Genomic DNA, 25,107 nt, shown 5'->3' with positions numbered 1-25,107 from the left:
CGGCGCGCCCCTTAGTCCTGGGTCAGGAAGTCGGGCAGACCGCCCGGCGCCGGGCCGTCATCATTGCCACCTTCGCTGCGTTCACGACGGGGACCACGGTCACCGCCATCGCGGCGCGGGCCACGACCGCGATCGCCACGGCCTTCGCCGCCTTCGCGACGCGGGCCACGATCGCCACCGCCATCACGACGCGGACCGCGATCGCTGCGCGGCTCGCGCGGTTCGCGGGCAGGACGGGTGTCTTCCAGTTCGGCGCCGGTTTCCTGATCGACGACGCGCATCGACAGGCGAACCTTGCCGCGCGGGTCGATTTCGAGAACCTTGACCTTCACCTCTTGACCTTCCGACACGACGTCGGTCGGCTTTTCGACGCGCTCATTCTTCATTTCGGAGACGTGGACGAGACCGTCCTTGCCACCCATGAAGTTCACGAAGGCGCCGAAGTCGACGATGTTGACGACCTTGCCGTCATAGATCTTGCCGACTTCCGCTTCCTGCGTGATGCCGAGGATCCACTTGCGGGCCGCTTCGATCTGCGCCGGATCGGACGAGCTGATCTTGATCAGGCCTTCGTCGTCGATGTCCACCTTCGCGCCGGTTTCGGCGACGATCTCGCGGATCACCTTGCCGCCGGTGCCGATGACTTCGCGGATCTTCGACTTGTCGATCTGCAGCGTCTCGATGCGCGGGGCGTGCGCCGACAGCTCGGTGCGGGTCGAGGACAGCGCCTTGCTCATTTCGCCAAGGATATGCGCGCGGCCTTCCTTCGCCTGCGTCAGCGCGGCTTCGAAGATTTCGCGCGTGATGCCCGCAATCTTGATGTCCATCTGCATCGTGGTGATGCCGACTTCGGTGCCGGCGACCTTGAAGTCCATGTCGCCGAGGTGATCTTCGTCACCCAGGATATCGGACAGGACGGCGAAGTCCTTGCCTTCCAGGATCAGGCCCATGGCGATGCCGGACACGGGGCGCTTCAGGGGCACACCGGCGTCCATCATCGAAAGCGAACCGCCGCAGACGGTCGCCATCGAGGAAGACCCGTTCGACTCGGTGATGTCCGAGAGAACGCGGATCGTGTAGGGGAACTCGTCCTTGCTCGGCAGCACGGGATGCAGCGCACGCCATGCGAGCTTGCCATGACCCACTTCACGACGACCCGGCGCGCCGAAGCGGCCGACTTCACCGACCGAATAGGGCGGGAAGTTATAGTGCAGCATGAAGTTTTCATAATGCAGGCCGGTCAGGCCGTCGATCATCTGCTCGGCGTCCTTGGTGCCCAGCGTGGTGGTGCAGATCGACTGCGTTTCACCGCGCGTGAACAGCGCCGAACCATGAGTGCGGGGCAGGAAGCCGACCATCGCTTCGATCGGACGGATCTGCGTGGTGGTGCGACCGTCGATGCGCTTGCCGTCCTTCAGGATGGCGCCGCGCACGATTTCCGCTTCCAGCTTCTTGGTCAGCTTGATGCCGGCCATCACGGTCTGGGCGTCCAGACCTTCGGCGGTGAAGCTGGCCTTTGCCTTGGCGCGGGCTTCGTTCAGCGCGTTGGAGCGGGCCGACTTGTCGGTCAGCTTGTAGGCGGCGGTGATGTCCTTGCCGATCAGCTTCTTCAGCTTCTTCTTCAGGTCATCGAGATTGTCGCCCTTGGCGATGTCCCAGGGATCCTTGGCAGCCTTCTCGGCCAGGTCGATGATCGCGTTGGCGATCTTCTTGCTGGCTTCATGGGCGAACAGGACAGCGCCGAGCATGACCTCTTCCGACAGTTCCTTGGCTTCGGATTCGACCATCATCACGGCGTTGCCGGTGGCGGCGACGACCAGGTCGAGTTCGCCGGTCTTCACTTCTTCAAGGCTCGGGTTGAGCTGATATTCGCCGTCCTTGTAACCGACGCGCGCGGCGCCGATCGGACCCATGAAGGGCACGCCTGACAGGGTCAGCGCAGCCGACGCGGCGATCATCGCCACGATATCGGGTTCGCTTTCGCCGTCGAACGACAGAACCTGCGCGATCACGTTGATTTCGTTATAGAAACCTTCGGGGAACAGCGGGCGGATCGGGCGGTCGATCAGGCGGGAAACCAGCGTTTCCTTTTCCGTCGCGCCGCGCTCACGCTTGAAAAAGCCGCCGGGAATGCGGCCGGCGGCGGAATATTTTTCCTGATAGTGAACGGTCAGCGGGAAAAAGTCCTGGCCTTCCTTCACGCTCTTGGCGGCGGTCACGGCGCACAGCACCACGGTTTCGCCATAGGTGGCCAGCACGGCGGCGTCAGCCTGGCGCGCGATACGACCGGTTTCGAGGGTCAGCGTCTTGCCGGCCAGCTCGATGGATACTTTCTTGACGTCGAACATAGATTGTTTCCTTCGCCCGCGTCGGCCCTATTGCCGGGCGGGGCCTTTGGTGGAGCCGGTGCGGCTCCATGAATGGAGAGCGTTACACTCTCCTCCGTTCGCCCTGAGCCTGTCGAAGGGCTTTGCTGAGCGGAGACGAAGCACACTTCGCTTTGCTCAGTGGAGGGCTTCGACTTCGCTCAGCCCGAACGGTGTGGGGGACGCTCCCCCGATTATTCCGCCGCCTTGCCGAATTGCCAGACGATGGATGTCAGAATCAGAAACGGCCCCGAATGGGGCCGTCCCTTTTTAGCAGGCTTACTTGCGCAGGCCCAGCTTGGCGATCAGGTCGGTGTAACGCGCCTGATCCTTCTTCTTGAGATAGTCCAGCAGCGAACGACGCTTGTTGACCATCATCAGCAGACCACGGCGGCTATGATTATCCTTGTGGTGACCCTTGAAATGCTCGGTCAGGTTGGTGATCCGCTCGGTCAGGATAGACACCTGAACCTCGGGCGAACCCGTGTCACCCTCGGCGCGGGCATATTCCTTGATCAGCGCTTCCTTGCGCTCGGCAGTAATCGTCATCTAATCGTCTTCCCTCGACATCAGGTTGAAACCGCGCACCACACGGATGTCACCATCCTGCATTTCGACCAGCGCAACAGGGATAATCCCGTCGGTTGCCAGATGAAGGCCAGTGGCAGCGGCGATCCCGGTCAGTATCTTCCCCTGGCGGAGAGCGATGGCCTGATCGGGAGAGACGGGGAGAGCCGGGATGTCGTCCAGCCCCGCCGTCAACGGCAGCATGAGCCCACCGATGCCGCCGCCCTTAGCAGCTTCGTCCAATTTGTCCAGCGATATCGCGGTTTCCAGCGTGAACGGCCCGGCCTTCACGCGGCGCAGCATGGTGACATGGCCGACCGTGCCGAGCGCCAGCGCGATGTCGCGGGCAAGCGAGCGGATATAGGTGCCTTTGGAGACATGGGCGGCCAGGGTGATCTGGGAAATCCTCTCCCCGTGGGGGAGAGGATAGGGAGGCTTGGCAGCTTGCTGCCTAGCCGAAGTTGGAGAGGGGTTTGCTTCCCCCTCTCCTAGCTGCGCTACCCCGCCTTGCGGGCAAGCTGCGCTATCCTCTCCCCCCTGGGGCGAGGATATGTGCAGCGCGTGGATCGTCACCGACCGCAGCTTCATCTCCACCGCTTCCCCCTTGCGGGCGAGGTCATAAGCGCGCTGGCCGTCGATCAGGATGGCGCTATAGGCGGGCGGCGCCTGTTCGATCGGGCCGGTGAAGCGGGGCAGGATCGCCTCCACCTGCGCCAGCGTCGGACGGACGTCGCTCTCCGCAATCGCCGTCCCCTCCAGGTCGAGCGTGTCGGTCTGGACACCGAACGCGACGGTAAAATCATAGATTTTGTCGCTGTCGAGCATCCGCCCGGCCAGCTTCGTCGCCTCCCCGATCGCGATCGGCAACACCCCGGTCGCCAGCGGATCGAGGGTGCCGCCATGGCCGACCTTCCACTTTTCCGTCCCGCCCAGCAGCTCCCGCTGCACGCGCAGCGCGCGCTTGACCGCGCTGACCGCCTGGGTGGAGCCGAGGCCATGCGGTTTGTCGAGAATGATCCAGCCATGCATGGCGGCGGGCCTTATCCGGCCTGCCCCGCCCTGTCAGCCTTTAATGCGTCCCCCCCAATCGGCATTTCCCCGCGCCCCGCCCTGCGATAAGGAGCGCCCATGACCATCAAGCTCATCTGCCTCGATGCCGACGATACGCTCTGGCACAATATGCGCCATTTCAACGCGACCGAAGACGCGCTGCTCGACATGCTGCACCCCTTTGCGGAAGCCGACATGACGCGCGAGCGGCTGATCGCCTGCGAGACGCGCAACCTGCCGCTCTATGGCTATGGGGCGAAGGGCTTCACCCTGTCGATGATCTAGACGGCGGTGGACCTGGCTGGCGACAAGCTGTCCAGGTCGATGATCGAGGGGATATTGGCGGCGGGCCGTGCGCTGCTCGCCCATCCGGTAGAGCTGTTCGACGGCGTGGCGGACACGCTGGCGCGACTGGCCAAAGTCGGCCCGCTGGTGCTGGTGACCAAGGGCGACCTGCTGCATCAGGAAAGCAAGCTGGCGGCGTCGGGCCTGGGCGACCTGTTTTCGGGCATAGAGATCGTCAGCGACAAGAAAGCGGACACGTTCCGCACCCTGTTCGCCCGCCTGGGCATCGCGCCGGACGAGGCGGTTATGGCGGGCGATTCGATGCGATCGGACATATTGCCAGCGCTGGAGGCCGGCGCATGGGCTGCCTTCATCCCGCAGGAAGGCGGCTGGTCGCACGAAAGCGCCACGGCGCCATCCAGCCATGAACGCTTCATCCAGTTGGAGCGGCTGGCCGACCTGCCCGACTGGATCGCGACGATCAGCTAATGCGCGCCCGCCATTCATCGGCCAGGATCGAATAGATCGCCGTATCGCGGACATGGCCGGTCCAGGTCACCCGCTGCTTGCGCAGGACTCCCTCGCGCACCGCGCCCAGCTTTTCGACCGCCTTTTGCGAGCGGACGTTGCGCTGGTCGATGCGAAATTCGATACGGGTGAAGCCGCATTCCAATGCGCGCCCGATCAGCAGCGGCTTGATCCGGCCGTTCAGCCCGGTGCCGCGCGCGGATGGCGTCATATAGGTGCCGCCCAGTTCCAGCCAATTGTCGGCCGCGTGGATGTGCAGATAGCCCGACATGCCGACAGCGGCGCCGTCGGCGACGATCAGGAAAGGACAGCGATCGGGATTGGCGAGGGTCGCATCGAATATCGCATCGAAATGCGCGCCTGCCCAGTTACTGGGAAAAATCTCCCACACCGGATCGTCCGCCGGGCAGAGCGGGCGCAGCGTCTCGCGATGCGCTTCGCGCAACTGTTCCAGATGCAGGCCGGGCGCTTCGATCGGCGCAAGCAGGCGTTCGATGCGGGTCATCGCCGCATCTGCTCCACGAAGTGGCGGCGGCATAGTGCGACATAGCGATCATTGCCGCCGATTTCGGTCTGCGCGCCTTGCTGGATCGGCCGTCCGCCCGCATCGACGCGCAGGTTCATCGTCGCCTTGCGGCCGCAATCGCACACCGTCTTGATCTCTGTCAGCGTGTCGGCCAATCCCAACAGCGCGGCGCTGCCGGCGAAAAGCTGCCCCTGGAAATCGGTACGGATGCCGTAGCAGAGGACCGGAATGCCGAGCCGGTCGCACACTCCGCCCAACTGCCACACCTGCGCCTCGGTCAGGAATTGCGCCTCGTCCACCAGCACGCAGGACAGCGGCGTCGCGCCGTGCCGGGCAGCAATGGCGGCGAAGATATCGACCTGCGGATCAAACAGAGCGGCAAGCGCCTCCAGCCCGATGCGCGACACGATCCGCCCACGGCCAAAGCGATCGTCGAGCGCGGCAGTCCACAGCATCGTGTCCATGCCGCGCTCGCGATAGTTGAAGTCGGATTGCAGCAGGGTGGTCGATTTCCCCGCATTCATCGAGCTATAGTAGAAATAGAGTTTCGCCATCGGCGCCGATTAGCGGATCGTCGGTGCGACGCCAGCCAGGAAACGCACCAATGCGTCGGCCAGCGCGATCCGCTTGTCAGAGAAGCTGTGATCGGTCGGCCAGACCATCAGCCGCGCGTCCGGATTGGCGCCCTGCGCATCGGCAGCCGCCTTGCGCGCCATGGCGCCTATCCCCTTTTCCGCGCCCAACAGCGTCAGCGGACGGCGACCATAGCCGGCCAGGCGGCGACCCAGGTCGAACTTCTGCCCGTCGGCCTTGATCTCGCCGGTCAGCCCCTCATAGGTCGCGCCATGGAGCGGCGGCAGGTCGCTCGCCACTTCCGCCTTCCACCCCGCCTCGCCTTCCGGCGTGGCCAGCGCCGCCACGGTCTGCGCCGGGTCCCAGGGATCGATCAGGAACAGCCCGGCGACGCGCGGATCGGCCGCGGCGGCATCGGCGGCCATGAAGCCGCCCATGCTGTGCCCGGCGACCACGATCGCGCTGGTGTCGATGCGATATCTGGCGACGATGGAGGGTTGCTGGAGATATTGCAGCGCAGTGAAGGCGTCGTCCGATGCGTTGGCGAAGGAGAATATGCCGGGGCTGCCCCAACTGCCGCGATAATGGAGCGTCAGCACATTCCACCCGGCGCGACGGACGGCCTGGGCCAGATCGAGATTCTGTTCGTTGCCGGGAAAGCCGTGGAGCAGCAGCAGCGTCGGGTGGATGCCTGCGCCCGCGGCTGTGTACATGACCGCGTTCATCGCCCCGTCCTGCGCGGGGATGACGAAGGCACTCATGCTGGCAGGATAGGCGGCGTCAGGTCTGGGATCGGCGATGACGGCAGGATGGATCGCCGGCTCCTTGGCGAAGGCGGGCGACGACGCGGCGAGTATGGCCGCAACTGCAAACCCCGATAATGTCCGCACCGATAACCCCCACATGATCGAGACTCGCCGAATGACGCTGCTATGCAACCGGAACCGTCCCGATTTGCCGCCCCGGCATGGGCATCCCGATCGCCGGGCGCATAAGAAGGCCGCCATCATGAACTGACAGTTGGACCGCATCCCCCGGCCGCAGACCCAACAGCCTGCGAAGCGCGGCTGGCAAAGTGACCCGGTTATCGCGATTGACGATCAGCTTCATGCGGCGACTATGCGGTAGAAGCACAGGCACCGCAATTATTCTTCGCCCTCGTCCTTCACCAGATCCTGCGCCACTTTGGGCTGACGCAGCAGCTTGTCGATATGACTGCCCTCGTCGAAGCTGTCGTCCGCCAGGAATTTCAGCTTGGCGGCATATTTGAGCGCGATGCGACTGGCGACCGCGCGCTGCAGATAGGCGGTATTGGTGCGCAGGGCCTTCAGCACCGCTTCCTCATCCTGCCCCAGCAGCGACTTGATGAAGATGGTGGCGTGGCGCAGGTCGGGGGACATGCGCACTTCGGTGACGCTCACGACATGTCTGGCCAGCACGTCGTCATGCACGTCGCCGCGCTGGAGGATGTCGGACAGGACATGGCGCACCTGTTCGCCCACGCGGAGCAGGCGGACGGACGGGCCTTCGGGTTGTTGGGCCATAGCCTAAATCTCCCCCCTCCCTACTCGGGAGGGGCCGGGGGCGGGCTCATCCCACCGGCCATAGCAATTCAGGAGAGGGCGAGCCCACCCCCAATCCCCCTCCCGCAAGCGGAAGGGGGATATGGCTTACAGCGTGCGCTGACGCTCTTCGACCTCGAACAGTTCCAGCGTGTCGCCGGGCTTGATGTCGTTCGTATCCTGCAGGACCGCGCCGCACTCCATGCCCGCGCGGACTTCGGACACATCGTCCTTGAACCGGCGCAGCGAGTGGATGACCGTCTTGGACACGATGACGTCGGACCGGGTGAGGCGCGCATTGAGCCCCTTGCGGATGATGCCGTCGAGGACGAGCAGACCGGCCGCCTTGTCCTTCTTGCCCGCCGGGAAGACCTGCAGCACTTCGGCGCGACCCACGATCGTTTCGATGCGCTCTGGCGCCAGCTGGCCCGCCATTTCGTTGCGGACTTCTTCCAGCAGGTCGTAGATCACGTCATAATAGCGCAGCGAAATCTTCTCGCGCACGGCCATCGGACGCGCCTTGGCATTGGGACGGACGTTGAAGCCGATCAGCGGCGCGCGGCTGGCAGCGGCCAGCGTAACGTCGCTTTCGGTGATCGCACCGACGCCGGAGCTGAGGATACGCACCTTGATCTCGTCGGTCGAAATGCGGTTCAGCGCAGTGACGATCGCTTCGACGGACCCCTGCACGTCGCCACGGATCACGACCGGATATTCGATCATGGTCGTGTTGAGCGCCGAGAACATGCTCTCGAAGTTGGTCGGCACAGACGCCGTCCGCTTGAGCGTGATCTGCTCCTGACGATAGGCGGCGACTTCGCGGGCGCGCGCTTCATTCTCGACGACGGTGAGCTGGTCGCCCGCCTTGGGAACGCCGGACAGGCCCAGCACCTCGACCGGGGTCGAGGGACCGGCGGACTTCACCTGCTGACCCTTGTCGTTGACCAGCGCACGGACCTTGCCGCTTTCCGCGCCGATGACGAAGGTGTCGCCGACTTTGAGCGTACCCTTGCGCACCAGCACGGTAGCGACCGCACCGCGGCCCTTGTCGAGCTGCGCCTCGATCACATTGCCTTCGGCGGCGCGATCGGGATTGGCGGACAGCTCCATGACTTCGGCCTGGAGCAGTATCTTCTCGATCAGTTCGTCAAGGCCGGTCTTCTTGAGCGCGGAAACCTCCACGTCCTGAACGTCGCCGCCCATATCCTCGACCACGATCTCCTCGCTCAACAGGCGCTCGCGCACCTTTTGCGGGTTCGCTTCGGGCTTGTCGCACTTGTTGATCGCCACGATCATCGGCACGCCGGCCGCCTTGGTATGGTTGATCGCCTCGATCGTCTGCGGCATCAGCCCGTCGTCGGCCGCCACCACCAGGATGACGATGTCGGTGACGTTGGCGCCGCGGGCGCGCATTTCCGAAAAGGCTTCATGGCCCGGCGTATCGAGGAAGGTGATGACATCGCCACCCTTGGTCGTCACCTGATAGGCGCCGATATGCTGGGTGATGCCGCCGCTTTCGCCCGCGACCACGTCGGTCCCGCGCAAGGCGTCTAGCAACGAAGTCTTGCCGTGATCGACATGGCCCATGATGGTGACGACCGGCGCGCGAGGCTTGAGCGTTTCAGGCGCATCGACATCGCCGGTGATGCCGATTTCCACGTCGGCGTCGGACACGCGCTGAATGCGGTGACCGAATTCCTCGACCAGCAACTCCGCCGTATCCTGATCGATCGGCTGGTTGAGCGTAACCGCCTGCCCCATCTTGAACAGCGACTTGACCAGGTCCGCGCCCTTTTCGGCCATACGGTTGGCCAGTTCCTGCACGGTGATGATTTCAGGCACCACGACATCGCGGACCTGCTTGTCGCGCTGCTGCGCACCGCCGGCATAATGGGCGCGACGCTCCTTTTCACGGGCGCGCTTGAGCGCTGCAAGGCTGCGGGCGCGGGCGCTGTCGTCATCGGCCAGCGCCTTGGTGACGGTCAGCTTGCCGGCCTGGCGGCGATTATCTTCGCCCTTCTTGGCGCGTTCGGGCTTGGTCGGCTCGGGGCGCTTGACCGGCGTGACCGGGGTGAAGCGGCGCGGCGGCGGCGCGGCGGCCGCGGGCGTGGCGGGCCGCTCCTGTTCGGCGGGCGCGGCAGGCGCTGCGGCCTCTTCCGTAGCCGGTTGCGCAGGCGCGACGGCCTCGGCGACCGGTTCGGGCGCAGCCCGTTCGACCGGCTCGGGCGTCGGCGGCGCTTCGGCCGCCTGGCGATTTTCCTCGGCGCGGCGCTTTTCTTCCTCGCTGGCGGCGAGACGCGCGGCATCCTCACGACGGCGCGCATCTTCCAGCGCGGTCATGCGGGCTTCCTCAGCCTCGCGCAGCAGCTTGGCCTGCAATTCCTGACGCGACATCAGGCTCTGCGGCGGCGACTGGCGCACCGGCGCAGGCTGCGGCGCGCGGGTCTGCTGCGGCGCAGGCGCGGCCGGGCGCGGCGCGACCGGAGTGGGATCGGCCTGGGGCGCAGCCGCAGGGGCAGCACCGGTCGTCTCACCCGGCTTGCCCAGGACGCGGCGCCGCTTCACTTCAACCACGACCGTATTCTTGCGGCCATGGCTGAACTGCTGCTGCACCTGACCGGATTCCACGGTCCGCTTGATGCCCAGTGGCTTGCGGCCCAGAACCGGCTTGTCTTCCTTGCTGTCACTCATACGACTGAACTTAACCCTTCACTTCCGCTCCGACCGGAAAGGCCCGTCGGCGCCCTTAACAAATTCACATCCGAACTTAACCTAAACGACCACGCCCGGCACATCGGTGGAGTCAGGCTCCCCCTGTACAGGCGCCCCGTTAGCGCAACCCAGATAGCTTTCCAAGCGGCCGATGGCCGCACGCAGACGCGACGCCGCACGCGAGTCGGTTACTGCGATATGGACGACATTGTCGCGCCCCATTGCCATAGATAGGGCCTCCCGGTCCACAGGCAAGACGATACCCGCCAAATCCGTACCTTCGGCCTCCTGCCCGACGCGCAGCGCCTGGTCCAGTTTCCGGTTGCCGTCAGCCGCCGCATCAGCGGCATGGAGCAGCAACCGCACCTGCCCCTTGCGGCACGCGACGTCGATCTTTTCGGACCCCGTCAGCAGCATCGACGCACGCGATTCCAGCCCCAGCCGGTCCAGCAGCGTCTTGCGCAGCCCGGACTCGATCATCGCCGGCAGGTCGTCGGATATCTGGAGGGCGCTATCCTTGAACGCACGGGCGAGCGCGCCCTTGAGCTTGCCCTTGGCCAGCGCGGTTTCCAACTCGGCGCGCGATACGCCGATCCAGGCGCCCCGCCCCGGCGCCTTGGCGCGAATATCGGGCAGCACCTGACCCTCCGGCCCCACCGCCAGGCGAACCAGCGTGTCGGGGTCGGCTCGGTCGCCGGTCAATATGCATTTGCGTTCGGTCATGCGCGCCCCTCCGCCAAAACGGATGAAAGGGCAAGTCCGACGCTGTCGAGAGGCGCTATTCTCTCATCGGGGAGTGTCCGCAACATAGGCGTCCTCCCTTGTTGGAGAGCCGGACAGGACAGCCGCCAGCCCTTCCGGCCGCTCGGTGAGCGACCGGATGGCGTCGGCGATGATCGCGTGGCCAGTCGGGCGGAGGGCGATAAAAGACATGGAGGCTCAGGCTTCCTCGTCTTCGAACCAATGGGCGCGGGCGGCCATGATGATCTCATTGCCCTGCTCGTCGGAGAGACCATAGGCGGCCAATATGCCGCCCTTGTCCTCGCTGCCGCCGTCCGACTTGCGACGACGCTGGTCGACGCGCTTCTTCTGCACCAGTTCGTCGGTGGCGAGATCGGCCAGGTCGTCGAGCGTCTTGATGCCCGCCTTGCCCAGCGTGACCAGCATCGCTTCGGTCAGATGCGGCATCTCGGCCAGCGCGTCCTCGACGCCCAGATTGGTGCGTTCTTCGCGCGCAGCCTGCTCGCGGCGCTCCAGCGCTTCGAGCGCGCGGTTCTGCAACTCGCCGGCCAGTTCGTCGTCAAAGCCTTCGATCGCCGCCAGTTCGTCGATCTCGACATAGGCGACCTCTTCCAGTTCGCCGAAGCCTTCGGCGACCAGCAACTGCGACAGCGTCTCGTCCACGTCCAGTTCGTTCTGGAACAGCTCGGAGCGCGACACGAATTCCTTCTGGCGCTTCTCGCTGGCGTCGGCCTCGGTCATGATGTCGATCGCCTTGCCGGTCAGCTGGCTGGCGAGGCGGACATTCTGGCCGCGGCGGCCGATGGCGAGCGACAGCTGATCGTCGGGAACGACGACTTCGATCCGCTCTTCTTCCTCGTCGATGACGACGCGGCTGACCTGTGCGGGCTGCAACGCGTTGACGACGAAGGTCGCGGTATCTTCCGACCAAGGGATGATGTCGATCTTTTCGCCCTGCATTTCCTGCACGACGGCCTGCACGCGGCTGCCCTTCATGCCGACGCAGGCGCCGACCGGGTCGATGCTGCTGTCGCGGCTGATGACGCCGATCTTGGCGCGGCTGCCCGGATCGCGGGCGGCGGCCATGATGGTGATGACGCCGTCGTAGATTTCGGGGACTTCCTGGGCGAACAGCTTCTTCATGAACTCGGGATGCGCGCGGCTCAGGAAAATCTGCGGCCCGCGATTTTCGCGGCGGACGTTCAGCACGACCGAGCGAATGCGGTCACCGACGCGAACGACTTCGCGCGGAATCTGCTGGTCGCGGCGGATGACGCCTTCGGCCCGGCCCAGATTGACGACGACATGGCCGAACTCGACCGACTTGACGACGCCGGTGATGATCTCACCCACGCGGTCCTTGAATTCCTCATGCTGGCGCTCGCGCTCGGCATCGCGGACCTTCTGGAAGATCACCTGCTTGGCCGACTGGGCGTCGATGCGGCCCAAGTCGATCGCGGGCAGCGGGTCGACGATGAAGTCGCCGATCACGGCGTCCTTCTTCAGCTTCTGCGCCTGCTTGAGGTCGACCTGCTTGAAATAATCCTCGACCAGCTCGACCACTTCGACGACGCGCCACAGACGCAGGTCGCCGGTTTCCGGGTCCAGCTTGGCTCGGATATCGTTTTCAGCGCCGTAGCGCGCGCGGGCGGCGCGCTGGATCGCGTCTTCCATCGCTTCGATGACGATCGCCTTGTCGATCATCTTTTCGCTGGCGACGCTGTTGGCGATCGCGATCAGTTCGGCCCGATTGGCGGAAATGGCGTTGGCCATGGCTTTATGAACCCTTATTCTTCGGTTTCAAAATCATCCGCCCCATCGGAGGAAAGCGGCATTGTAGCAGAAAGGAGCGCGTCGGTCAGCAGCAGCTTCGCGTCGCTGACCAAAGCGAAGGGAATGACGACGTCGCCACTCTTCGCGTCGGTAAACAATATGTCGTCGCCTTCGACCCCGTTCAGGACGCCGCGGAAGCTCTTGCGTCCCTCGACGATCTCGGTCGCGGAAATCTTGGCCTCATGGCCGGCCCATTCGATGAAGTCGTGCAGCCGGGTCAGCGGCCGGTCGATGCCGGGCGAACTGACCTCCAGACGATAGGCCTCCTCGATCGGATCGACCTCATCCATCACGTCCGAAATACGCCGCGAGATGGCAGCGCAATCCTCGATGACCAGTTGCTTGGTCTTCGGGTCTTCGGCCATGATCTGCAACGTATGCTCGTCGCCCGACCCGAACAGCCTGATCCGCACGAGGTCGAAGCCCAGGGCCTTTACCTCGGGTTCGATCAGCGCGGTCAATAGGGCGATGTCCGCCATGCAATCTCCAGAAACTCTATGCGCGCTTCCCCTGCCGTACACCTAACAAGCGCCGCAAGCGTTCCGCTTGCGACCCTGACATGTTTGACGATGTAAGGAAGCAAGGGCGATATAGGCGTGAGCCACGCAATCTGCAACATTATTCGTCTTGTTGTATTCTAACCGTTCGGGCTGAGCGAAGTCGAAGCCCTCCACCGAACGAAGAGAGGTGCTTCGCCATGCTCAGCATAGCCCTTCGACTTCGCTCAGGGCGAACGGAGAAAATTATGACCCGAGCTATTATGACCGCCCTGCCCCTCATCCTCATCGCCTGTTCGGCCGAGAACGCCACCGGCCAGAACAGCGCCGCTGCGGCAGACAAGCCCTTCAAGACCTCCGTCATCGCCGATTTCGATTCGCCCTGGGCCATGACCTTCCTGCCCGACGGACGCGCCTTGGTGACGGAGAAGGCAGGCGAGATGATCCTGTTCGATCCCAGGAACGGCACCAAGATCCCGATCGCAGGCATCCCGGCGGTCGACAGCGCGGGCCAGGGCGCCCTGATGGACGTGGTGCTGTCGCCGACCTTCGCCAGGGACAAGGCCGTCTATTTCAGCTTTTCGGAGGAACGTGACGGGGTGAAAGGCGTGGCGCTGGCCAAGGGCGCGTTCAATCAGGCCAGCGACGGCACGACGAAGCTGGATGGCGTGACCGTCCTCTTTCGCGCCAGCCCCTATGTCGACGGCAACGGTCATTATTCGGGCCGCATCGCTTTCTCGCCCGATGGCCAATATCTTTTCTTCACCAATGGCGAGCGGCAGAAGTTCGACCCGGCGCAAGACCCCAAGGCGACGCTGGGCAAGGTGCTGCGCCTGAACCTGGACGGCACGCCCGCGGCGAACAATCCGCTCGCCGCCAAGGGCTTCCATCCCGCCATCTGGTCCTATGGTCATCGCAATCTGCTGGGCATCGCCTTCGACAAGGATGGCCGCTTGTGGGAACAGGAAATGGGACCAAAGGGCGGCGATGAGGTGAACCTCATCAAACCCAGCCTCAACTATGGCTGGCCCAAGGCGTCCAACGGCAGCCATTATGACGGCCGTGACATTCCCGATCATAAGGCGGGCGACGGGTTCGAGGCACCCAAAGTCTGGTGGAATCCGGTCATCTCGCCCGGCGGCCTGCTCTATTATGCGGGCGACATGTTCCCACAGTGGAAGAACTCGCTGTTCATCGGCGGCCTGTCCAGCCAGAGCCTCGTCCGGGTGAAGCTGGACGGCGAGAAAGCGGAAAAGGCCGACCAGTGGGACATGGGCGCCCGCATCCGCGAAGTGGAGCAAGGGCCAGACGGCGCGCTGTGGCTGTTGGAGGACGGCAAGGAAGGATCGCAGGGGCGGATGCTGAAACTGACGCCGGCAGCATCTTGATTTGGACCATTAGATAGTCCATAATCATGCCTTAATTGCATAGGGCGAACGAGATGAAAATTTCCGTGTCCGACGCCAAGGCGCAACTGACCGACCTGGTCAGGCGCGCCGAAGCGGGTGACGAAGTCATCCTCACCCGTCATGGCCACGCGGCCGTTCGCCTCGTTCCCATCAAGGCGCAGGTAGATGCGAAGTCGCGACGCGCATTGATCGAGGCCATTCGGGCGGAAGCGGCAAGGATCGCTTCCCCTGGCCCCTGTGCGGCGCGAAGCCAGGACTTTCTCTATGATGATGAAGGTCTGCCAGATTGATCGCGATCGATACGTCCGCGATTATGGCTCTCCTGTTGAATGAAGCGGAAGCGGATGTTTGCGCAGCAGTGTTGGGAAGCGATGACGCGCTGATCATGTCATCGGGCACCTTAACGGAGACTCTGATCGTTGCCCTTCGGCGCAATTACAGTCGGCAGGCCGAGCGTCTGATCGGGGAACTCGACATCGACATAGTGGCGCTGACACCGGATTCCGCCCGGCGCGCGGCGGACGCCTACGCCAGATGGGGAAAAAGCATGCATCCCGCCAGTCTCAATTACGGCGATTGCTTCGCCTATGAACTGGCGACCACGCGCAACTGCCCGTTGCTCTTTGTGGGCAATGATTTTGCGCAGACGGATGTCATATCCGCCCTTTGAACCGCACCATCGCCTGAACGAAAAACGGGGCCATCCGGCCCCGTTTCCTTTTACACCAACCGGCTCTGCTTGACCGCCGCTTCGATGAAGCTGGCGAACAGCGGATGCGGGTCGAACGGCTTGGACTTCAATTCCGGGTGGAACTGCACGCCCACGAACCAGGGATGGTCCGGCCGCTCGACAATTTCGGGCAGCGTGCCATCCGGCGACATGCCCGAGAAGATCAGGCCGCCCTTTTCCAGCGGCTCGCGATAGCCAGCATTGACTTCATAGCGATGGCGATGCCGTTCGCTGATGTCGTCGGTGCCGTAAATACCCGCGACAACGCTGTTGCCGGTGAGTTTCGCCGGATAGGCGCCCAGCCGCATCGTGCCGCCCAGATCGGTGTCGGCGGTGCGTTGTTGCAACCCTTCCGCGCTCATCCATTCGGTGATGAGGCCGACGACCGGCTCGGACGTATCGCCAAATTCGGTGGTGGAGGCATCGGCGATACCCGCGGTGTTCCGCGCGCCCTCGATGCAGGCCATCTGCATCCCCAGGCAAATGCCGAAGAAGGGCACATTGCGTTCGCGCGCGAATTTGACGCTGGCGATCTTGCCTTCCGACCCGCGCACGCCGAAGCCGCCCGGCACCAGGATGCCGTGCATCGGCTCCAGGCTGGCGACAATGTCGTCGCCCTTCTCGAACAATTCGGCGTCGATCCACTTGACCTTGACCTTCACCCGGTTGGCCAGGCCGCCATGGTTCAGCGCTTCGTACAGCGACTTGTAGGCGTCGAGCAGGCCGACATATTTGCCTACCACGCCGATCGTCACTTCGCCTTCGGGGTTCTGCTGGCGATCCATGATGTCGTCCCAGCGGGCAAGCTGGGGCACGGGCGCATCCTTGATGCCGAAGGCGCGCAACACTTCCTCGTCCAGCCCTTCGGCGTGATATTGATGCGGCACGGCGTAGATGCTGCTGGCGTCAAGCGCGGGGATGACCGCTTCGGGACGCACGTTGCAGAACAGTGCAATCTTCTGACGCTCGCTGTCGGGCAGCGGATGCTCGCAACGGCACAGGAGGATGTCGGGCTGGATGCCCAGCGAGGTCAGGTCGCGCACGCTGCGCTGGGTCGGCTTGGTCTTCAGCTCGCCCGCCGCCGCGATATAGGGCACCAGCGTCACATGGACGAAGATCGACTGGCCGCGATCCAGGTCGTTATGTAGTTGGCGAATCGCTTCCATGAAGGGCAGCGATTCGATGTCGCCCACCGTGCCGCCGATTTCGCAGAGGACGAAATCGATATCGTCGGTGTCGGCCAGCGCGAACGCCTTGATCTCGTCGGTGACGTGCGGGATCACCTGCACCGTCGCGCCCAGATAGTCGCCGCGCCGTTCGCGCTGGATGATCGTCTGATAGACGCGGCCCTGCGTCACATTGTCGCTCTGGCGCGCCGATACGCCGGTAAAGCGCTCATAATGGCCCAGGTCGAGGTCGGTTTCCGCCCCGTCGTCGGTCACATAGACTTCGCCATGCTGATACGGGCTCATCGTGCCCGGATCGACGTTGAGATAGGGGTCGAATTTCCGGATTCGCACACGGAAACCTCGCGCCTGCAGCAGCGCTGCAAGCGAAGCGGCCATCAGGCCTTTGCCAAGCGAGGAGACCACGCCGCCGGTGATGAAAATATACCGCGTCATGGGAGGAGAGGCTTAGCCTTTCGGAACAACAAAGGGCAAGCGCGCGAATCCACGCACGCTAAAAAAAGATCGAAAGATCGGTGAAAGGTTTAGTTGGCGAACGGAACCGCGCCATTGGCCGCCGGAGCCGAGGGCGTCGCGGACGCCGCATTGCTGGCCGCACCCGCCAGCGGATCGGCATTACCGGCCGGGGCTGGAGCGTTCTGCGTGGCCGGAGCCTGCTTCACCAGCGAGGTGTCGATGTCGCTGGGCGCATGACGCACCGATGCGATCACCGCCATGACGATCGACAGGGTAACGAAAATCGTCGCCAGCACCGTGGTCGACCGGGTCAGGAAATCCGCCGCGCCGCGCGCCGACATCAGGCCCGCCGGGCTGCCGCCCACGCCCAGACCGCCGCCTTCCGACTTCTGCATCAGGATGACGGCGACCAGCAGAGCAGCGATGATGGCCTGCACGACGAGAAGGAAGGTGAACATGCGACGGGGTCCGGTACTTTAGAATGCGTTGGCGCGCACATAGCGACGATGGGCGTTGGGGGCAACCTGTGAGGGATACGCCCGACTCTATTGGCTTCCAACATCCCGTTCGTGCTGAGTAGAGGCTGAGCGAAGTCGAAGCCTCATATCGAAGCATCCAAACCACGCCCGCTCCTTCGATATGCCACTTCGACAAGCTCAGTGGCTACTCAGGACGAACGGATGTTTATCGAAGATTGCAGCGGATCAAACCGACGCCGTCACCCTGGCATCGGCCGCCTCGATGATCGGCGCGAATTTCTCGGCCGTCAGGCTCGCGCCGCCGATCAGGCCGCCGTCGACATCGGCGATCGCCAGCAATTCGGCCGCATTCGCGCCATTCATCGACCCGCCATAGAGAATGCGCATCTTGTCCGCCTCCGCGCCGATACGAGTGGCGAGCGCGGCGCGCAGCGCGGCGTGCATGGTTTCCACAGCCTCCATCGTCGGGATACGGCCGGTGCCGATCGCCCAGATGGGTTCATAGGCGACCGCCAGCCAGTCCGCCGCCGCGCCTTCGGGCAGCGACGCCAGCAACTGCGCCGACACCACGGCTTCCGCGTCGCCCGCGTCGCGCACGTCCAGGCTTTCGCCCACGCACAAGATGACCTTCAGGCCCGCCGCCTTGGCCGCCAGCGCCTTGGCCGCGATGTCGGCGTTCGTTTCGCCCCGCGCCTCGCGCCGTTCGCTATGCCCGGTGATGACCCAGGTCGCGCCCGCTTCTGCGAGCATTTCGGCCGACAGCGATCCGGTATAGGCGCCGCTCATGTCCATATGGCAGTTCTGCGCGCCGATGAACGCCGCGCCGCGCTTTTCCGACCCGGCCATGATCAGCGTCGCGGGCAGGCACAGCCCGACCTCGACGGCCGGATGCGCGGCGGCCAGATCGCCGATCGCCTCCACTTCATCCAGATGCTCGCGCATCCCGTTCATCTTCCAGTTGCCGACAACCAGCTTGCGCCTGCTCATCTGACCGTTTCCCCTGTATGTAAGGTGTGGTTATTGCTGCACGATGCCCCGGCGCCGATCCGCCGCGTCCCTTATGGGATCGCGCCTCCTCGGATCGTCCCGATGCTGGCAAAAGCCGATGAACGGCGATCGCGCATTTGTCCAGTCCAAGCCTTGCCGCCGCGCGCATCCGCGCCTAAAGCGGGCCGCCACACAGCCGCAGTTCCGGAACCCCCATGCTTTCTGTCTTTCGCAGCTTCATCCGATCCAAATTCGGCGCGCTTTTCGCCATCCTGTTCCTGGGGGTGATCGCTGGCGCCTTCATCCTGGGCGACGTCACCAGCGGCAAGTTCGGCTCGGGATCGATGCTGGGCGGCGGCGGCACCGCGGCCAAGGCGAAGGGCCAGACCCTGAGCCAGACCGAATTGCAGGACCGGGTGCAGCGCGTGTTCGAAAATGCGCGCCGGTCCAATCCCGGCCTACAGATCGGCGATTTCTTCGCGCAGGGCGGCGGGAGCCAAGTCTATGACCAGCTGGTGGCGTCGCTGACGCTGCGCGCCTTCGCCGACGATCAGGGCGTGCATATCTCCAAGCGGCTGGTCGATGCGCAGATCGCGCAAATCCCCGCCTTCCAGGACGCGGCGGGCAATTTCAGCAATGATAATTTCCGCGCCCTCCTCGTCCGCGAACGGCTGACCGAACAGGCGCTGCGCGACGACATCAGCCGCGAAATCCTCCAGCGGCAGTTGCTCGCCCCGGTGGGCCTGGGCGTCAAGCTGACCGACAGCATGGTCCTGCCTTACGCCTCGCTGCTGCTCGAAGCGCGTCAAGGCACGGTCGCGGCGATCCCGGCGATCGCCTTCCTCGATGAAAAGAACCCGACCGACACGCAACTGGCCGATTATTACAAGAAGAACGCCAGCCGCTTCACCATCCCGGAACAGCGCCGTATTCGCTACGCCGTGGTGGATGCCGAGCGTTTCGCCCAGGCGGCCCAGCCGACCGAAGCGGAGATCAGCGCAAGCTACAATCAGAACAAGGCCAGCTACGCCGCCAAGCAGAGCCGCAGCGTCGAGCAGCTCGTGCTGCCGACCCAGGCGGGCGCCAAGGCGATCGCCGATCAGGTGAAGGGCGGCAAGTCGCTCGCCGCCGCGGCCCAGAGTGCCGGCCTCGCCGTATCCTCCTTGGCCGACCAGAGTCGCGAGGCGCTGACCGTCACGGCAGGCAAGGCCGTCGCCGATAGCGTGTTCGCTGGCAAGCAGGGTGACCTGATCGGTCCGGTACGCGGACCGCTGGGCTGGCTGCTGCTGCGCGTTACCGCGACGAAGGAAACCCCTGCCCGCACGCTGGACGCGGTGCGCGGAGAGATCGTCACGGCGCTGCGCGCGCAGAAGGAAAAGCAACTGCTGTCCGACTTCACCGGCAAGATCGAGGATGCGATCGCCAATGGCGACAGCTTCCAGGAAGTGGTGAAGGATAACGGCCTCAAGCTGGAAACCAGCCCGCCCCTGCTCGCCACCGGCAAGCAGGTGAAGGACCAGGCCTATGCCGCACCGGCCGATATCCAGCCGCTGCTCGCCCCGGTCTTCGCGATGAGTGCGGACGACGACGCGCAGCTCATCCCGATCACCGCGGACAAGCGTTATGCGCTCGCCGCCCCAGGCGAAATCATCACGGCCGCACCGCCGCCGCTGGCCGAAGTCAAGCAACTGGTGCTGGCGCAATATAAGCTGAATGCCGGCAATCTGAAGGCGAAGGCGCTGGCCGAGCAGATCCAGGCGAAGGTCGCCAAGGGCGCGAAACTGGCCGACGCCATCGCCCAGGCCGGCGTCAAGCTGCCCGCGCCGCAGATGCTGGGCGGCCGCCGCGCCGACATCATGCGCGGCGAGCAGCGTCCCCCGGCCGAAGTCGCCATCCTCTTTGCGATGGCGGCGAACACGGTCAAGACGCTGCCGATCGGCCAGGATCGCGGCTATTTCGTCGTGCAACTGAACAAGATCGAGCGCGGCGACGCCAAGAATCAGCCGGCCTTGCTGAACCAGGTCCGCACCCAGCTCGCCGAAGTAGTCGGCCAGGAATATGGCCAGCAGTTCGAGCGCGCGGTCGAAAAGGAACTGGGCGTCACCCGCAACGCCAAGGCCGTGGAGCAGGTCCGCAGCGCGCTGGCCGCCACCAATAGCGGCGAGCAGTAAGATGACGGCGATCGGCGGGACGGCAGACGGCGTAGCGACTGCGCGCGCGGCGCTCATGCGTGGCGAGTCCGCGCTGGTGTGGCGGCGGCAGATCGCCGATACCGACACGCCGATTTCCGCCGCGCTGAAATTGTTCGAACCCGATCGCGGCGACTATCTGCTGGAATCGGTGGAGGGCGGCGCGGTGCGCGGCCGCCACAGCCTGATCGGCCTCGCCCCCGACCTGGTCTTCCGCGCGAACGGCCAAAGCGCGGAGATCAACCGCCAATGGGCGACCGATCGCGACGCCTTCGTCGCGCAGCAAAAGGGATCGCTCGACACGCTGCGCGACCTGGTCGCCGAATGTCGCGCCCATATGGACCCTGCTTTGCCGGCCGCGCTCGCCTGCCTCGTCGGCTATTTCGGCTATGAGACGGTCGGGCTGGTGGAAAAACTGCCCCGCCCCGCCGCCAATCCGATCGGCGTGCCCGACATGCTGTTCGTGCGGCCGACCGTGATACTCGTCTTCGATCGCCTCGCCGACGCGCTCTATCTGGTCGCGCCGGTCTGGAAAGGCAGCTTCACCGATGCAGACCGGGCCATCGCGGAAGCGCTGGAGCGGATCGACGCCACCGCCGCGCGCCTCGCCGCGCCCCTGCCCGCGGTACCGGCCCCAGCCGCAATCGCCGACGTCGCGGTCACGCCGGTGCTGGAACCGGGCCGCTATGCGCAGATGGTGGACCGGGCGAAGGACTATATCGTTGCGGGCGACATTTTTCAGGTTGTGCTGGCCCAGCGCTTCACCAGCCCCTTCACTTTGCCGCCGATCGCCCTCTATCGCGCGCTGCGACGCATCAACCCGTCGCCCTTCCTCTATTATCTCGACCTGCCCGGCTTCGCGCTGATCGGCTCGTCCCCGGAAATCCTGGTTCGCGCGCGCGACGGCGAAGTCACGATCCGTCCGATCGCCGGCACCCGCCCACGCGGCAAGAATGCCGTGGAGGATGCGGCGAATCGCGAAAGCCTGCTCGCCGATCCGAAGGAACGGGCCGAGCATCTGATGCTGCTGGACCTGGGCCGCAACGATGTCGGCCGCGTGGCGACGGCGGGCAGCGTCACCGTGACCGACAGCTACACCGTCGAATTCTACAGCCATGTCATGCATATCGTGTCCAACGTCGTGGGCCGGTTGAGCGACGACAAGGATGCGATCGACGCGCTGTTCGCGGGCTTCCCGGCCGGCACCGTATCGGGCGCGCCCAAGGTCCGCGCCTGCGAGATCATCGCCGAACTGGAACCGGAAACCCGCGGCGCCTATGCCGGCGGCGTCGGCTATTTCGGGCCGGACGGCAATATGGACAGTTGCATCGTCCTGCGCACCGCTGTCCTCAAGGACGGCGTCATGCATGTGCAGGCGGGCGCGGGCATCGTCGCCGATTCGACCGCCGAATATGAACAGCGCGAATGCGAGGCCAAGAGCGGCGCGCTGCTGGCGGCCGCCCGCGAAGCGGTGACGCTCGCGCGGCAGGCAGGCTTCGGACAGTAAATTCTTCCCCAAGACAAGCTTGGGGAGAATTATACTAGCGACACGCCCGTCCGCCCATCGCCCCCCGCTCCGCCTGATCCAGATGGAAATGGTCGCGATGCGCGGTATTATAGTCGGGCGACAAGACGGTCGAGAACAGCCCGCATGCCCCGTCGCGCACCGCGCGCAAAAATGCGGCGTCCTTCCCCTCGCCCTTCCAGTCGTTCAGCACGCTGACCTGCCGCCCGTCCTTCAACATGAAGGCGGCGATGTCGATCGCGTCGGCGGTGGCATGTTCGCTATAATCGCCCCGGCTGCGGCCATAGATGCGCCGACAGCTATAGCTGCCGAAATGGCGGATGCTGCGCACCGGCGCGCCATAGATGCGTTGCGCGGCCGGCTGCACCACCTGCCATTCCCACAGCTTGAGCGCGGCGACCACCGGACAGGACGGCGCGACCGCCGCGGGCGCCATCGCGATGGCATCCTTGTCGGCGCGCAACCGCACCGCATCGGCATGGCGACACTGGTCCGCCCCGCCCGGTTCCATCGCGACATAGTCCACGCCCGCCCGGTCGAGCAGCGCCCGGCATTGCGCCGCATCGCCGGTCAGCGCCGCAAGCTTGCGCCCGGTGAACAGGCCGATCGGCTGCCCCAGGTCCAGATCGGTCCAGGGCAGATCCTGCGGTCGCTGCTTTAGCCAGACATAAGCCAGCAGGATCAGGACGAGGGATGCCGCCAGCCAGAGCAGGCGGCGCAGGGTCAGATGAAGGCGTCGCACCACCTAAACACGCCGGACCTGCCGCATCGGTTCCGAGGTGACGGGATAACCCAGATGATCGGGGATGCAGAGGTGGGTTTCCCCGTCGCGCTCCTCCCGCCACGGCCGCACCTTCTCCACCGGATAGGCCAGCGCATGGGCGACCAGCGCATCGTGATCCGCATGAAGCGCCAGTCGCTCCAGATTGCGCCGCGTCGGGAAGATGACCTGCGCCTCGCCCGCATCGGCCCGTGCCAGCGTGTCCGCCGCGCTGCTCCAGAACAGGCGCACATTCTCGGTCGTATCGACGCTCGCCACCTGCCCCTCCGGCGCACGCGCCAGATAGAATCGCGTATCGAACACCCGCCGCGCCCGCTCGAACGGCGCAGGGTGCCAGCGCGCAAAGGGCGTCAGCGCATCCAGTGCGACGTCCAGTCCCAGCCGGTCCAGCATCTCGCCCATAGTCCGCCCGTCATGCAACCCATCGCGCAGCCGCAGCACCGTGGCGGCGTCCACCATGCCCCGCAGACCGATCCCCAGCCCACTTTCCTCGATCGTCTCGCGAATGGCGGCGATGCGCCCGGCCGCCTCGTCCGGCTCCAGCCCGTGATCGATCCGGCGCGCCAGCGCATGATCGCCCTCGTCAACCGCGCCGCCGGGAAAGACCAGTGCGCCTGCCGCAAAGGCCATGGTCGACGCGCGCTCCACCATCAGCAAGTCTGGCGGGCCATCGTGCCGGTCGCGCACGATGACGACCGTGGCGGCCGGGCGGCCCATGTCCGTTTCAACGGCATCTGTTTCAATATTCATGGAAACCGCTCTACGCACGTCCGGCGCCAGCGGTAAAGTCCTTGCGGTTCAACCCTGGGAAGGGGTTGGTGGAGCCTAGCGGGATCGAACCGCTGACCTCGTCATTGCGAACGACGCGCTCTCCCAGCTGAGCTAAGGCCCCCGAAGGAGCGCTGCCTATAAGCGAGCGATTTGGCCCATGCAACCGTCTTTTGCACAAAAAAGCGCGTCCTTTTGCACAAAAAAGCGCGTCACCGGCTGATCTGGATCAAGCCACTGGCAAAGGGCCAGTTTCAGGCGCGGCAGACCGCCCGACAGGCACGACATTACTCCTGCGTAACGCCCGGAACGATGCCCTTTTCCGGTCATTGATGCCCCGTCGATGCCGCGCAGGCGTCGCCCGATGAGAAGAAGGAGAAGGACGATGGGTTACCAAGGCGGACGCCGCTATGGTGGCGAAGATCGATATGGCAGCAACTGGGATCGCGGCGGCGACCGCTATCGCCGGCCGGGCGATTATGGACGCGACGATCGCGGCTATCGCTACGGCACGCGCGGCCAGTTCGGCGGCCCCGACTATCGCCGCCCGCCCAGCGATTATGATCCCGAAGATCGCGGTTTCTTCGACCGCGCCGGGGATGAGGTCCGCAGCTGGTTCGGCGACGAGGAAGCCGAGCGCCGCCGGGAATATGACGAATATTATAACCGCCCCTATGGCGATCCGCGCGACCAGTCGAGCCGGCTCGGCTATGCCTCGGCTGCCCGCAGCGACTATCTGCCCAACCGCGGCTTTGCCCCCTATAGCGGCGAACGCAGCGGCTATGGCAACGAGGATCACGGCAACCGCGTCTACGGCTATGGTCCGCAGCAGGATTATGGCGCGCACCACGACAGCAATTACCAGGCCTGGCGCCAGCAGCGCGTGGATGAACTGGACCGCGACTATGCCGAATATCAGCGCGAACATCGCGACCGCTTCAACAGCGAATTCGGCTCCTGGCGCACCCGCCGCGGCGAACAGCGCCAGGCGATCAGCCAGGTGCGCGAACATCATGAGGTAGTCGGCAGCGACGGCGAGCATGTCGGCACCGTCGACAAGCTGCGCGGCGACCGCATCATCCTGACCAAGAGCGACAGCGATGCGGGCGGCGTCCACCATTCGGTCCCTTCGAGCTGGATCAAGTCGGTGGACGCGACCAAGGTGACGCTGGAAAAGACCGCCGAGCAGGCGCAGCACGCCTGGCGCACCGAGCGGGAACAGAACGCCCTGTTCGGCGATCGCGACCGGGATCAGGATGGCTGGAGCAGCGGAAGCGCGTCCAGCGGTTCCGGAAGCAGTTCAGGCAGCAGCAGCGCCAGCTATAGCGGCACCCGCTATCGCTGAGCTGGATGGAT

General features: G+C 64.7%; 23 protein-coding genes, 1 tRNA gene and 1 pseudogene. 7 read left to right on the top strand and 18 right to left on the bottom strand.

The annotated features are described in order from the left end of the window. Positions 1-11 precede the first annotated feature (11 nt). The 3 genes from pnp to truB form a co-directional block, all read right to left on the bottom strand. The gene (pnp, locus tag SBA_RS08900) at positions 12-2,348 is read right to left on the bottom strand and encodes a polyribonucleotide nucleotidyltransferase (protein ID WP_224547479.1); all 2,337 of its coding nucleotides are present in this window, start codon (positions 2,346-2,348) and stop codon (positions 12-14) included. Positions 2,349-2,645: 297 nt separating this feature from the next. After that, positions 2,646-2,915, bottom strand: coding sequence for a 30S ribosomal protein S15 (gene rpsO, locus SBA_RS08895; RefSeq protein ID WP_119745455.1), 270 nt, complete (start codon positions 2,913-2,915; stop codon positions 2,646-2,648). Further along, positions 2,916-3,962, bottom strand: coding sequence for a tRNA pseudouridine(55) synthase TruB (truB, locus tag SBA_RS08890; protein ID WP_261936590.1), 1,047 nt, complete (start codon positions 3,960-3,962; stop codon positions 2,916-2,918). A 99-nt stretch (positions 3,963-4,061) separates the two neighbouring features. On the opposite strand from truB, the pseudogene SBA_RS08885 reads away from it, so the two are divergent. Further along, positions 4,062-4,757 (top strand): annotated as a pseudogene (locus tag SBA_RS08885) (HAD family hydrolase). Here SBA_RS08885 and SBA_RS08880 read toward each other — a convergent pair. The 9 genes from SBA_RS08880 to rimP all read right to left on the bottom strand — a co-directional run bounded on the left by SBA_RS08880 (position 4,750) and on the right by rimP (position 13,222). Continuing rightward, positions 4,750-5,301 carry a GNAT family N-acetyltransferase gene (locus SBA_RS08880; RefSeq protein WP_261936589.1) on the bottom strand — a complete coding sequence of 184 codons (552 nt, stop codon included), beginning with the start codon at positions 5,299-5,301 and terminating at the stop codon, positions 4,750-4,752. The pseudogene SBA_RS08885 and the gene SBA_RS08880 overlap by 8 nt on opposite strands. Continuing rightward, positions 5,298-5,876, bottom strand: a complete 579-nt coding sequence (locus SBA_RS08875) for a thymidine kinase (RefSeq protein ID WP_224547484.1) — start codon at positions 5,874-5,876, stop codon at positions 5,298-5,300. Before SBA_RS08875 ends, SBA_RS08880 begins: the two co-directional genes overlap by 4 nt. A 9-nt stretch (positions 5,877-5,885) precedes the next feature. Then, positions 5,886-6,800 (bottom strand): alpha/beta hydrolase, encoded by a 915-nt coding sequence (locus tag SBA_RS08870; RefSeq protein WP_390902413.1) that lies wholly within the window; start codon positions 6,798-6,800, stop codon positions 5,886-5,888. 25 nt (positions 6,801-6,825) lie between these two features. After that, the gene (locus tag SBA_RS25275; RefSeq protein WP_390902412.1) at positions 6,826-7,005 is read right to left on the bottom strand and encodes an AbrB/MazE/SpoVT family DNA-binding domain-containing protein; all 180 of its coding nucleotides are present in this window, start codon (positions 7,003-7,005) and stop codon (positions 6,826-6,828) included. Between the two features lie 35 nt (positions 7,006-7,040). Continuing rightward, the gene (gene rbfA, locus SBA_RS08865; RefSeq protein ID WP_261936587.1) at positions 7,041-7,439 is read right to left on the bottom strand and encodes a 30S ribosome-binding factor RbfA; all 399 of its coding nucleotides are present in this window, start codon (positions 7,437-7,439) and stop codon (positions 7,041-7,043) included. Positions 7,440-7,565: 126 nt separating this feature from the next. After that, positions 7,566-10,148, bottom strand: coding sequence for a translation initiation factor IF-2 (infB, locus tag SBA_RS08860; RefSeq protein ID WP_261936586.1), 2,583 nt, complete (start codon positions 10,146-10,148; stop codon positions 7,566-7,568). A gap of 81 nt (positions 10,149-10,229) precedes the next feature. Next, the gene (locus tag SBA_RS08855; RefSeq protein ID WP_224547489.1) at positions 10,230-10,892 is read right to left on the bottom strand and encodes a DUF448 domain-containing protein; all 663 of its coding nucleotides are present in this window, start codon (positions 10,890-10,892) and stop codon (positions 10,230-10,232) included. A gap of 216 nt (positions 10,893-11,108) precedes the next feature. Then, positions 11,109-12,683, bottom strand: coding sequence for a transcription termination factor NusA (gene nusA / locus SBA_RS08850; RefSeq protein ID WP_224547492.1), 1,575 nt, complete (start codon positions 12,681-12,683; stop codon positions 11,109-11,111). 14 nt (positions 12,684-12,697) lie between these two features. Beyond that, on the bottom strand, positions 12,698-13,222 hold the full coding sequence (gene rimP / locus SBA_RS08845; RefSeq protein WP_224547494.1) for a ribosome maturation protein RimP: 525 nt from the start codon (positions 13,220-13,222) through the stop codon (positions 12,698-12,700). A 266-nt stretch (positions 13,223-13,488) separates the two neighbouring features. On the opposite strand from rimP, the gene SBA_RS08840 reads away from it, so the two are divergent. Genes SBA_RS08840 through SBA_RS08830 form a run of 3 tightly spaced genes read left to right on the top strand, consistent with a single transcriptional unit; the run spans position 13,489 to position 15,319 of the window. Next, positions 13,489-14,628, top strand: coding sequence for a PQQ-dependent sugar dehydrogenase (locus SBA_RS08840; protein WP_261936585.1), 1,140 nt, complete (start codon positions 13,489-13,491; stop codon positions 14,626-14,628). 53 nt (positions 14,629-14,681) lie between these two features. After that, complete coding sequence (locus SBA_RS08835) at positions 14,682-14,939, top strand: type II toxin-antitoxin system Phd/YefM family antitoxin (protein ID WP_261936584.1); 258 nt, start codon at positions 14,682-14,684, stop codon at positions 14,937-14,939. Beyond that, on the top strand, positions 14,936-15,319 hold the full coding sequence (locus SBA_RS08830; protein ID WP_261936583.1) for a type II toxin-antitoxin system VapC family toxin: 384 nt from the start codon (positions 14,936-14,938) through the stop codon (positions 15,317-15,319). Before SBA_RS08835 ends, SBA_RS08830 begins: the two co-directional genes overlap by 4 nt. A 50-nt stretch (positions 15,320-15,369) precedes the next feature. Here SBA_RS08830 and SBA_RS08825 read toward each other — a convergent pair whose 3' ends face one another. The 3 genes from SBA_RS08825 to tpiA all read right to left on the bottom strand — a co-directional run bounded on the left by SBA_RS08825 (position 15,370) and on the right by tpiA (position 18,488). Then, complete coding sequence (locus tag SBA_RS08825; protein WP_224547502.1) at positions 15,370-17,001, bottom strand: CTP synthase; 1,632 nt, start codon at positions 16,999-17,001, stop codon at positions 15,370-15,372. Positions 17,002-17,090: 89 nt separating this feature from the next. Beyond that, on the bottom strand, positions 17,091-17,480 hold the full coding sequence (secG, locus tag SBA_RS08820; RefSeq protein ID WP_261936582.1) for a preprotein translocase subunit SecG: 390 nt from the start codon (positions 17,478-17,480) through the stop codon (positions 17,091-17,093). A gap of 246 nt (positions 17,481-17,726) precedes the next feature. Then, positions 17,727-18,488 (bottom strand): triose-phosphate isomerase, encoded by a 762-nt coding sequence (gene tpiA / locus SBA_RS08815; RefSeq protein WP_261936581.1) that lies wholly within the window; start codon positions 18,486-18,488, stop codon positions 17,727-17,729. A 215-nt stretch (positions 18,489-18,703) separates the two neighbouring features. On the opposite strand from tpiA, the gene SBA_RS08810 reads away from it, so the two are divergent. Both SBA_RS08810 and trpE read left to right on the top strand, forming a co-directional pair. Then, on the top strand, positions 18,704-20,659 hold the full coding sequence (locus SBA_RS08810) for a peptidylprolyl isomerase (RefSeq protein ID WP_261936580.1): 1,956 nt from the start codon (positions 18,704-18,706) through the stop codon (positions 20,657-20,659). Position 20,660: 1 nt separating this feature from the next. After that, complete coding sequence (gene trpE, locus SBA_RS08805; RefSeq protein ID WP_261936579.1) at positions 20,661-22,184, top strand: anthranilate synthase component I; 1,524 nt, start codon at positions 20,661-20,663, stop codon at positions 22,182-22,184. Positions 22,185-22,218: 34 nt separating this feature from the next. Here the strand turns inward: trpE and SBA_RS08800 are convergent, their stop codons facing one another. The 3 genes from SBA_RS08800 to SBA_RS08790 all read right to left on the bottom strand — a co-directional run bounded on the left by SBA_RS08800 (position 22,219) and on the right by SBA_RS08790 (position 23,875). Further along, the gene (locus SBA_RS08800) at positions 22,219-22,944 is read right to left on the bottom strand and encodes an extensin-like domain-containing protein (protein ID WP_261936705.1); all 726 of its coding nucleotides are present in this window, start codon (positions 22,942-22,944) and stop codon (positions 22,219-22,221) included. 3 nt (positions 22,945-22,947) lie between these two features. Further along, entirely contained in the window at positions 22,948-23,733 is a 786-nt protein-coding gene (locus SBA_RS08795; RefSeq protein ID WP_261936578.1) for an NUDIX hydrolase, read from the bottom strand. A 66-nt stretch (positions 23,734-23,799) separates the two neighbouring features. Continuing rightward, positions 23,800-23,875: transfer RNA gene (locus tag SBA_RS08790), tRNA-Ala, on the bottom strand. A 261-nt stretch (positions 23,876-24,136) separates the two neighbouring features. Here SBA_RS08790 and SBA_RS08785 point away from each other — a divergent pair. Then, entirely contained in the window at positions 24,137-25,096 is a 960-nt protein-coding gene (locus SBA_RS08785; RefSeq protein WP_261936577.1) for a DUF2171 domain-containing protein, read from the top strand. Positions 25,097-25,107 lie beyond the last annotated feature (11 nt).

The organism is Sphingomonas bisphenolicum, from assembly GCF_024349785.1.
Taxonomy (GTDB): domain Bacteria; phylum Pseudomonadota; class Alphaproteobacteria; order Sphingomonadales; family Sphingomonadaceae; genus Sphingobium; species Sphingobium bisphenolicum.
This window is presented reverse-complemented; position numbering and strand designations above follow the sequence as displayed.

Excerpts from the sequence above, each read along its gene's own strand:
- rpsO (WP_119745455.1), bottom strand. The coding sequence starts at position 2,915 with ATGACGATTACTGCCGAGCGCAAGGAAGCGCTGATCAAGGAATATGCC.
- trpE (WP_261936579.1), top strand. The coding sequence starts at position 20,661 with ATGACGGCGATCGGCGGGACGGCAGACGGCGTAGCGACTGCGCGCGCG.
- tpiA (WP_261936581.1), bottom strand. The coding sequence starts at position 18,488 with ATGAGCAGGCGCAAGCTGGTTGTCGGCAACTGGAAGATGAACGGGATG.
- SBA_RS08825 (WP_224547502.1), bottom strand. The coding sequence starts at position 17,001 with ATGACGCGGTATATTTTCATCACCGGCGGCGTGGTCTCCTCGCTTGGC.
- truB (WP_261936590.1), bottom strand. The coding sequence starts at position 3,962 with ATGCATGGCTGGATCATTCTCGACAAACCGCATGGCCTCGGCTCCACC.
- SBA_RS08880 (WP_261936589.1), bottom strand. The coding sequence starts at position 5,301 with ATGACCCGCATCGAACGCCTGCTTGCGCCGATCGAAGCGCCCGGCCTG.
- SBA_RS08855 (WP_224547489.1), bottom strand. The coding sequence starts at position 10,892 with ATGACCGAACGCAAATGCATATTGACCGGCGACCGAGCCGACCCCGAC.
- SBA_RS08785 (WP_261936577.1), top strand. The coding sequence starts at position 24,137 with ATGGGTTACCAAGGCGGACGCCGCTATGGTGGCGAAGATCGATATGGC.
- rimP (WP_224547494.1), bottom strand. The coding sequence starts at position 13,222 with ATGGCGGACATCGCCCTATTGACCGCGCTGATCGAACCCGAGGTAAAG.
- SBA_RS08835 (WP_261936584.1), top strand. The coding sequence starts at position 14,682 with ATGAAAATTTCCGTGTCCGACGCCAAGGCGCAACTGACCGACCTGGTC.
- SBA_RS08795 (WP_261936578.1), bottom strand. The coding sequence starts at position 23,733 with ATGAATATTGAAACAGATGCCGTTGAAACGGACATGGGCCGCCCGGCC.
- pnp (WP_224547479.1), bottom strand. The coding sequence starts at position 2,348 with ATGTTCGACGTCAAGAAAGTATCCATCGAGCTGGCCGGCAAGACGCTG.
- SBA_RS08840 (WP_261936585.1), top strand. The coding sequence starts at position 13,489 with ATGACCCGAGCTATTATGACCGCCCTGCCCCTCATCCTCATCGCCTGT.
- SBA_RS08875 (WP_224547484.1), bottom strand. The coding sequence starts at position 5,876 with ATGGCGAAACTCTATTTCTACTATAGCTCGATGAATGCGGGGAAATCG.
- SBA_RS25275 (WP_390902412.1), bottom strand. The coding sequence starts at position 7,005 with ATGAAGCTGATCGTCAATCGCGATAACCGGGTCACTTTGCCAGCCGCG.
- secG (WP_261936582.1), bottom strand. The coding sequence starts at position 17,480 with ATGTTCACCTTCCTTCTCGTCGTGCAGGCCATCATCGCTGCTCTGCTG.
- SBA_RS08870 (WP_390902413.1), bottom strand. The coding sequence starts at position 6,800 with ATGTGGGGGTTATCGGTGCGGACATTATCGGGGTTTGCAGTTGCGGCC.
- nusA (WP_224547492.1), bottom strand. The coding sequence starts at position 12,683 with ATGGCCAACGCCATTTCCGCCAATCGGGCCGAACTGATCGCGATCGCC.
- SBA_RS08810 (WP_261936580.1), top strand. The coding sequence starts at position 18,704 with ATGCTTTCTGTCTTTCGCAGCTTCATCCGATCCAAATTCGGCGCGCTT.
- infB (WP_261936586.1), bottom strand. The coding sequence starts at position 10,148 with ATGAGTGACAGCAAGGAAGACAAGCCGGTTCTGGGCCGCAAGCCACTG.
- rbfA (WP_261936587.1), bottom strand. The coding sequence starts at position 7,439 with ATGGCCCAACAACCCGAAGGCCCGTCCGTCCGCCTGCTCCGCGTGGGC.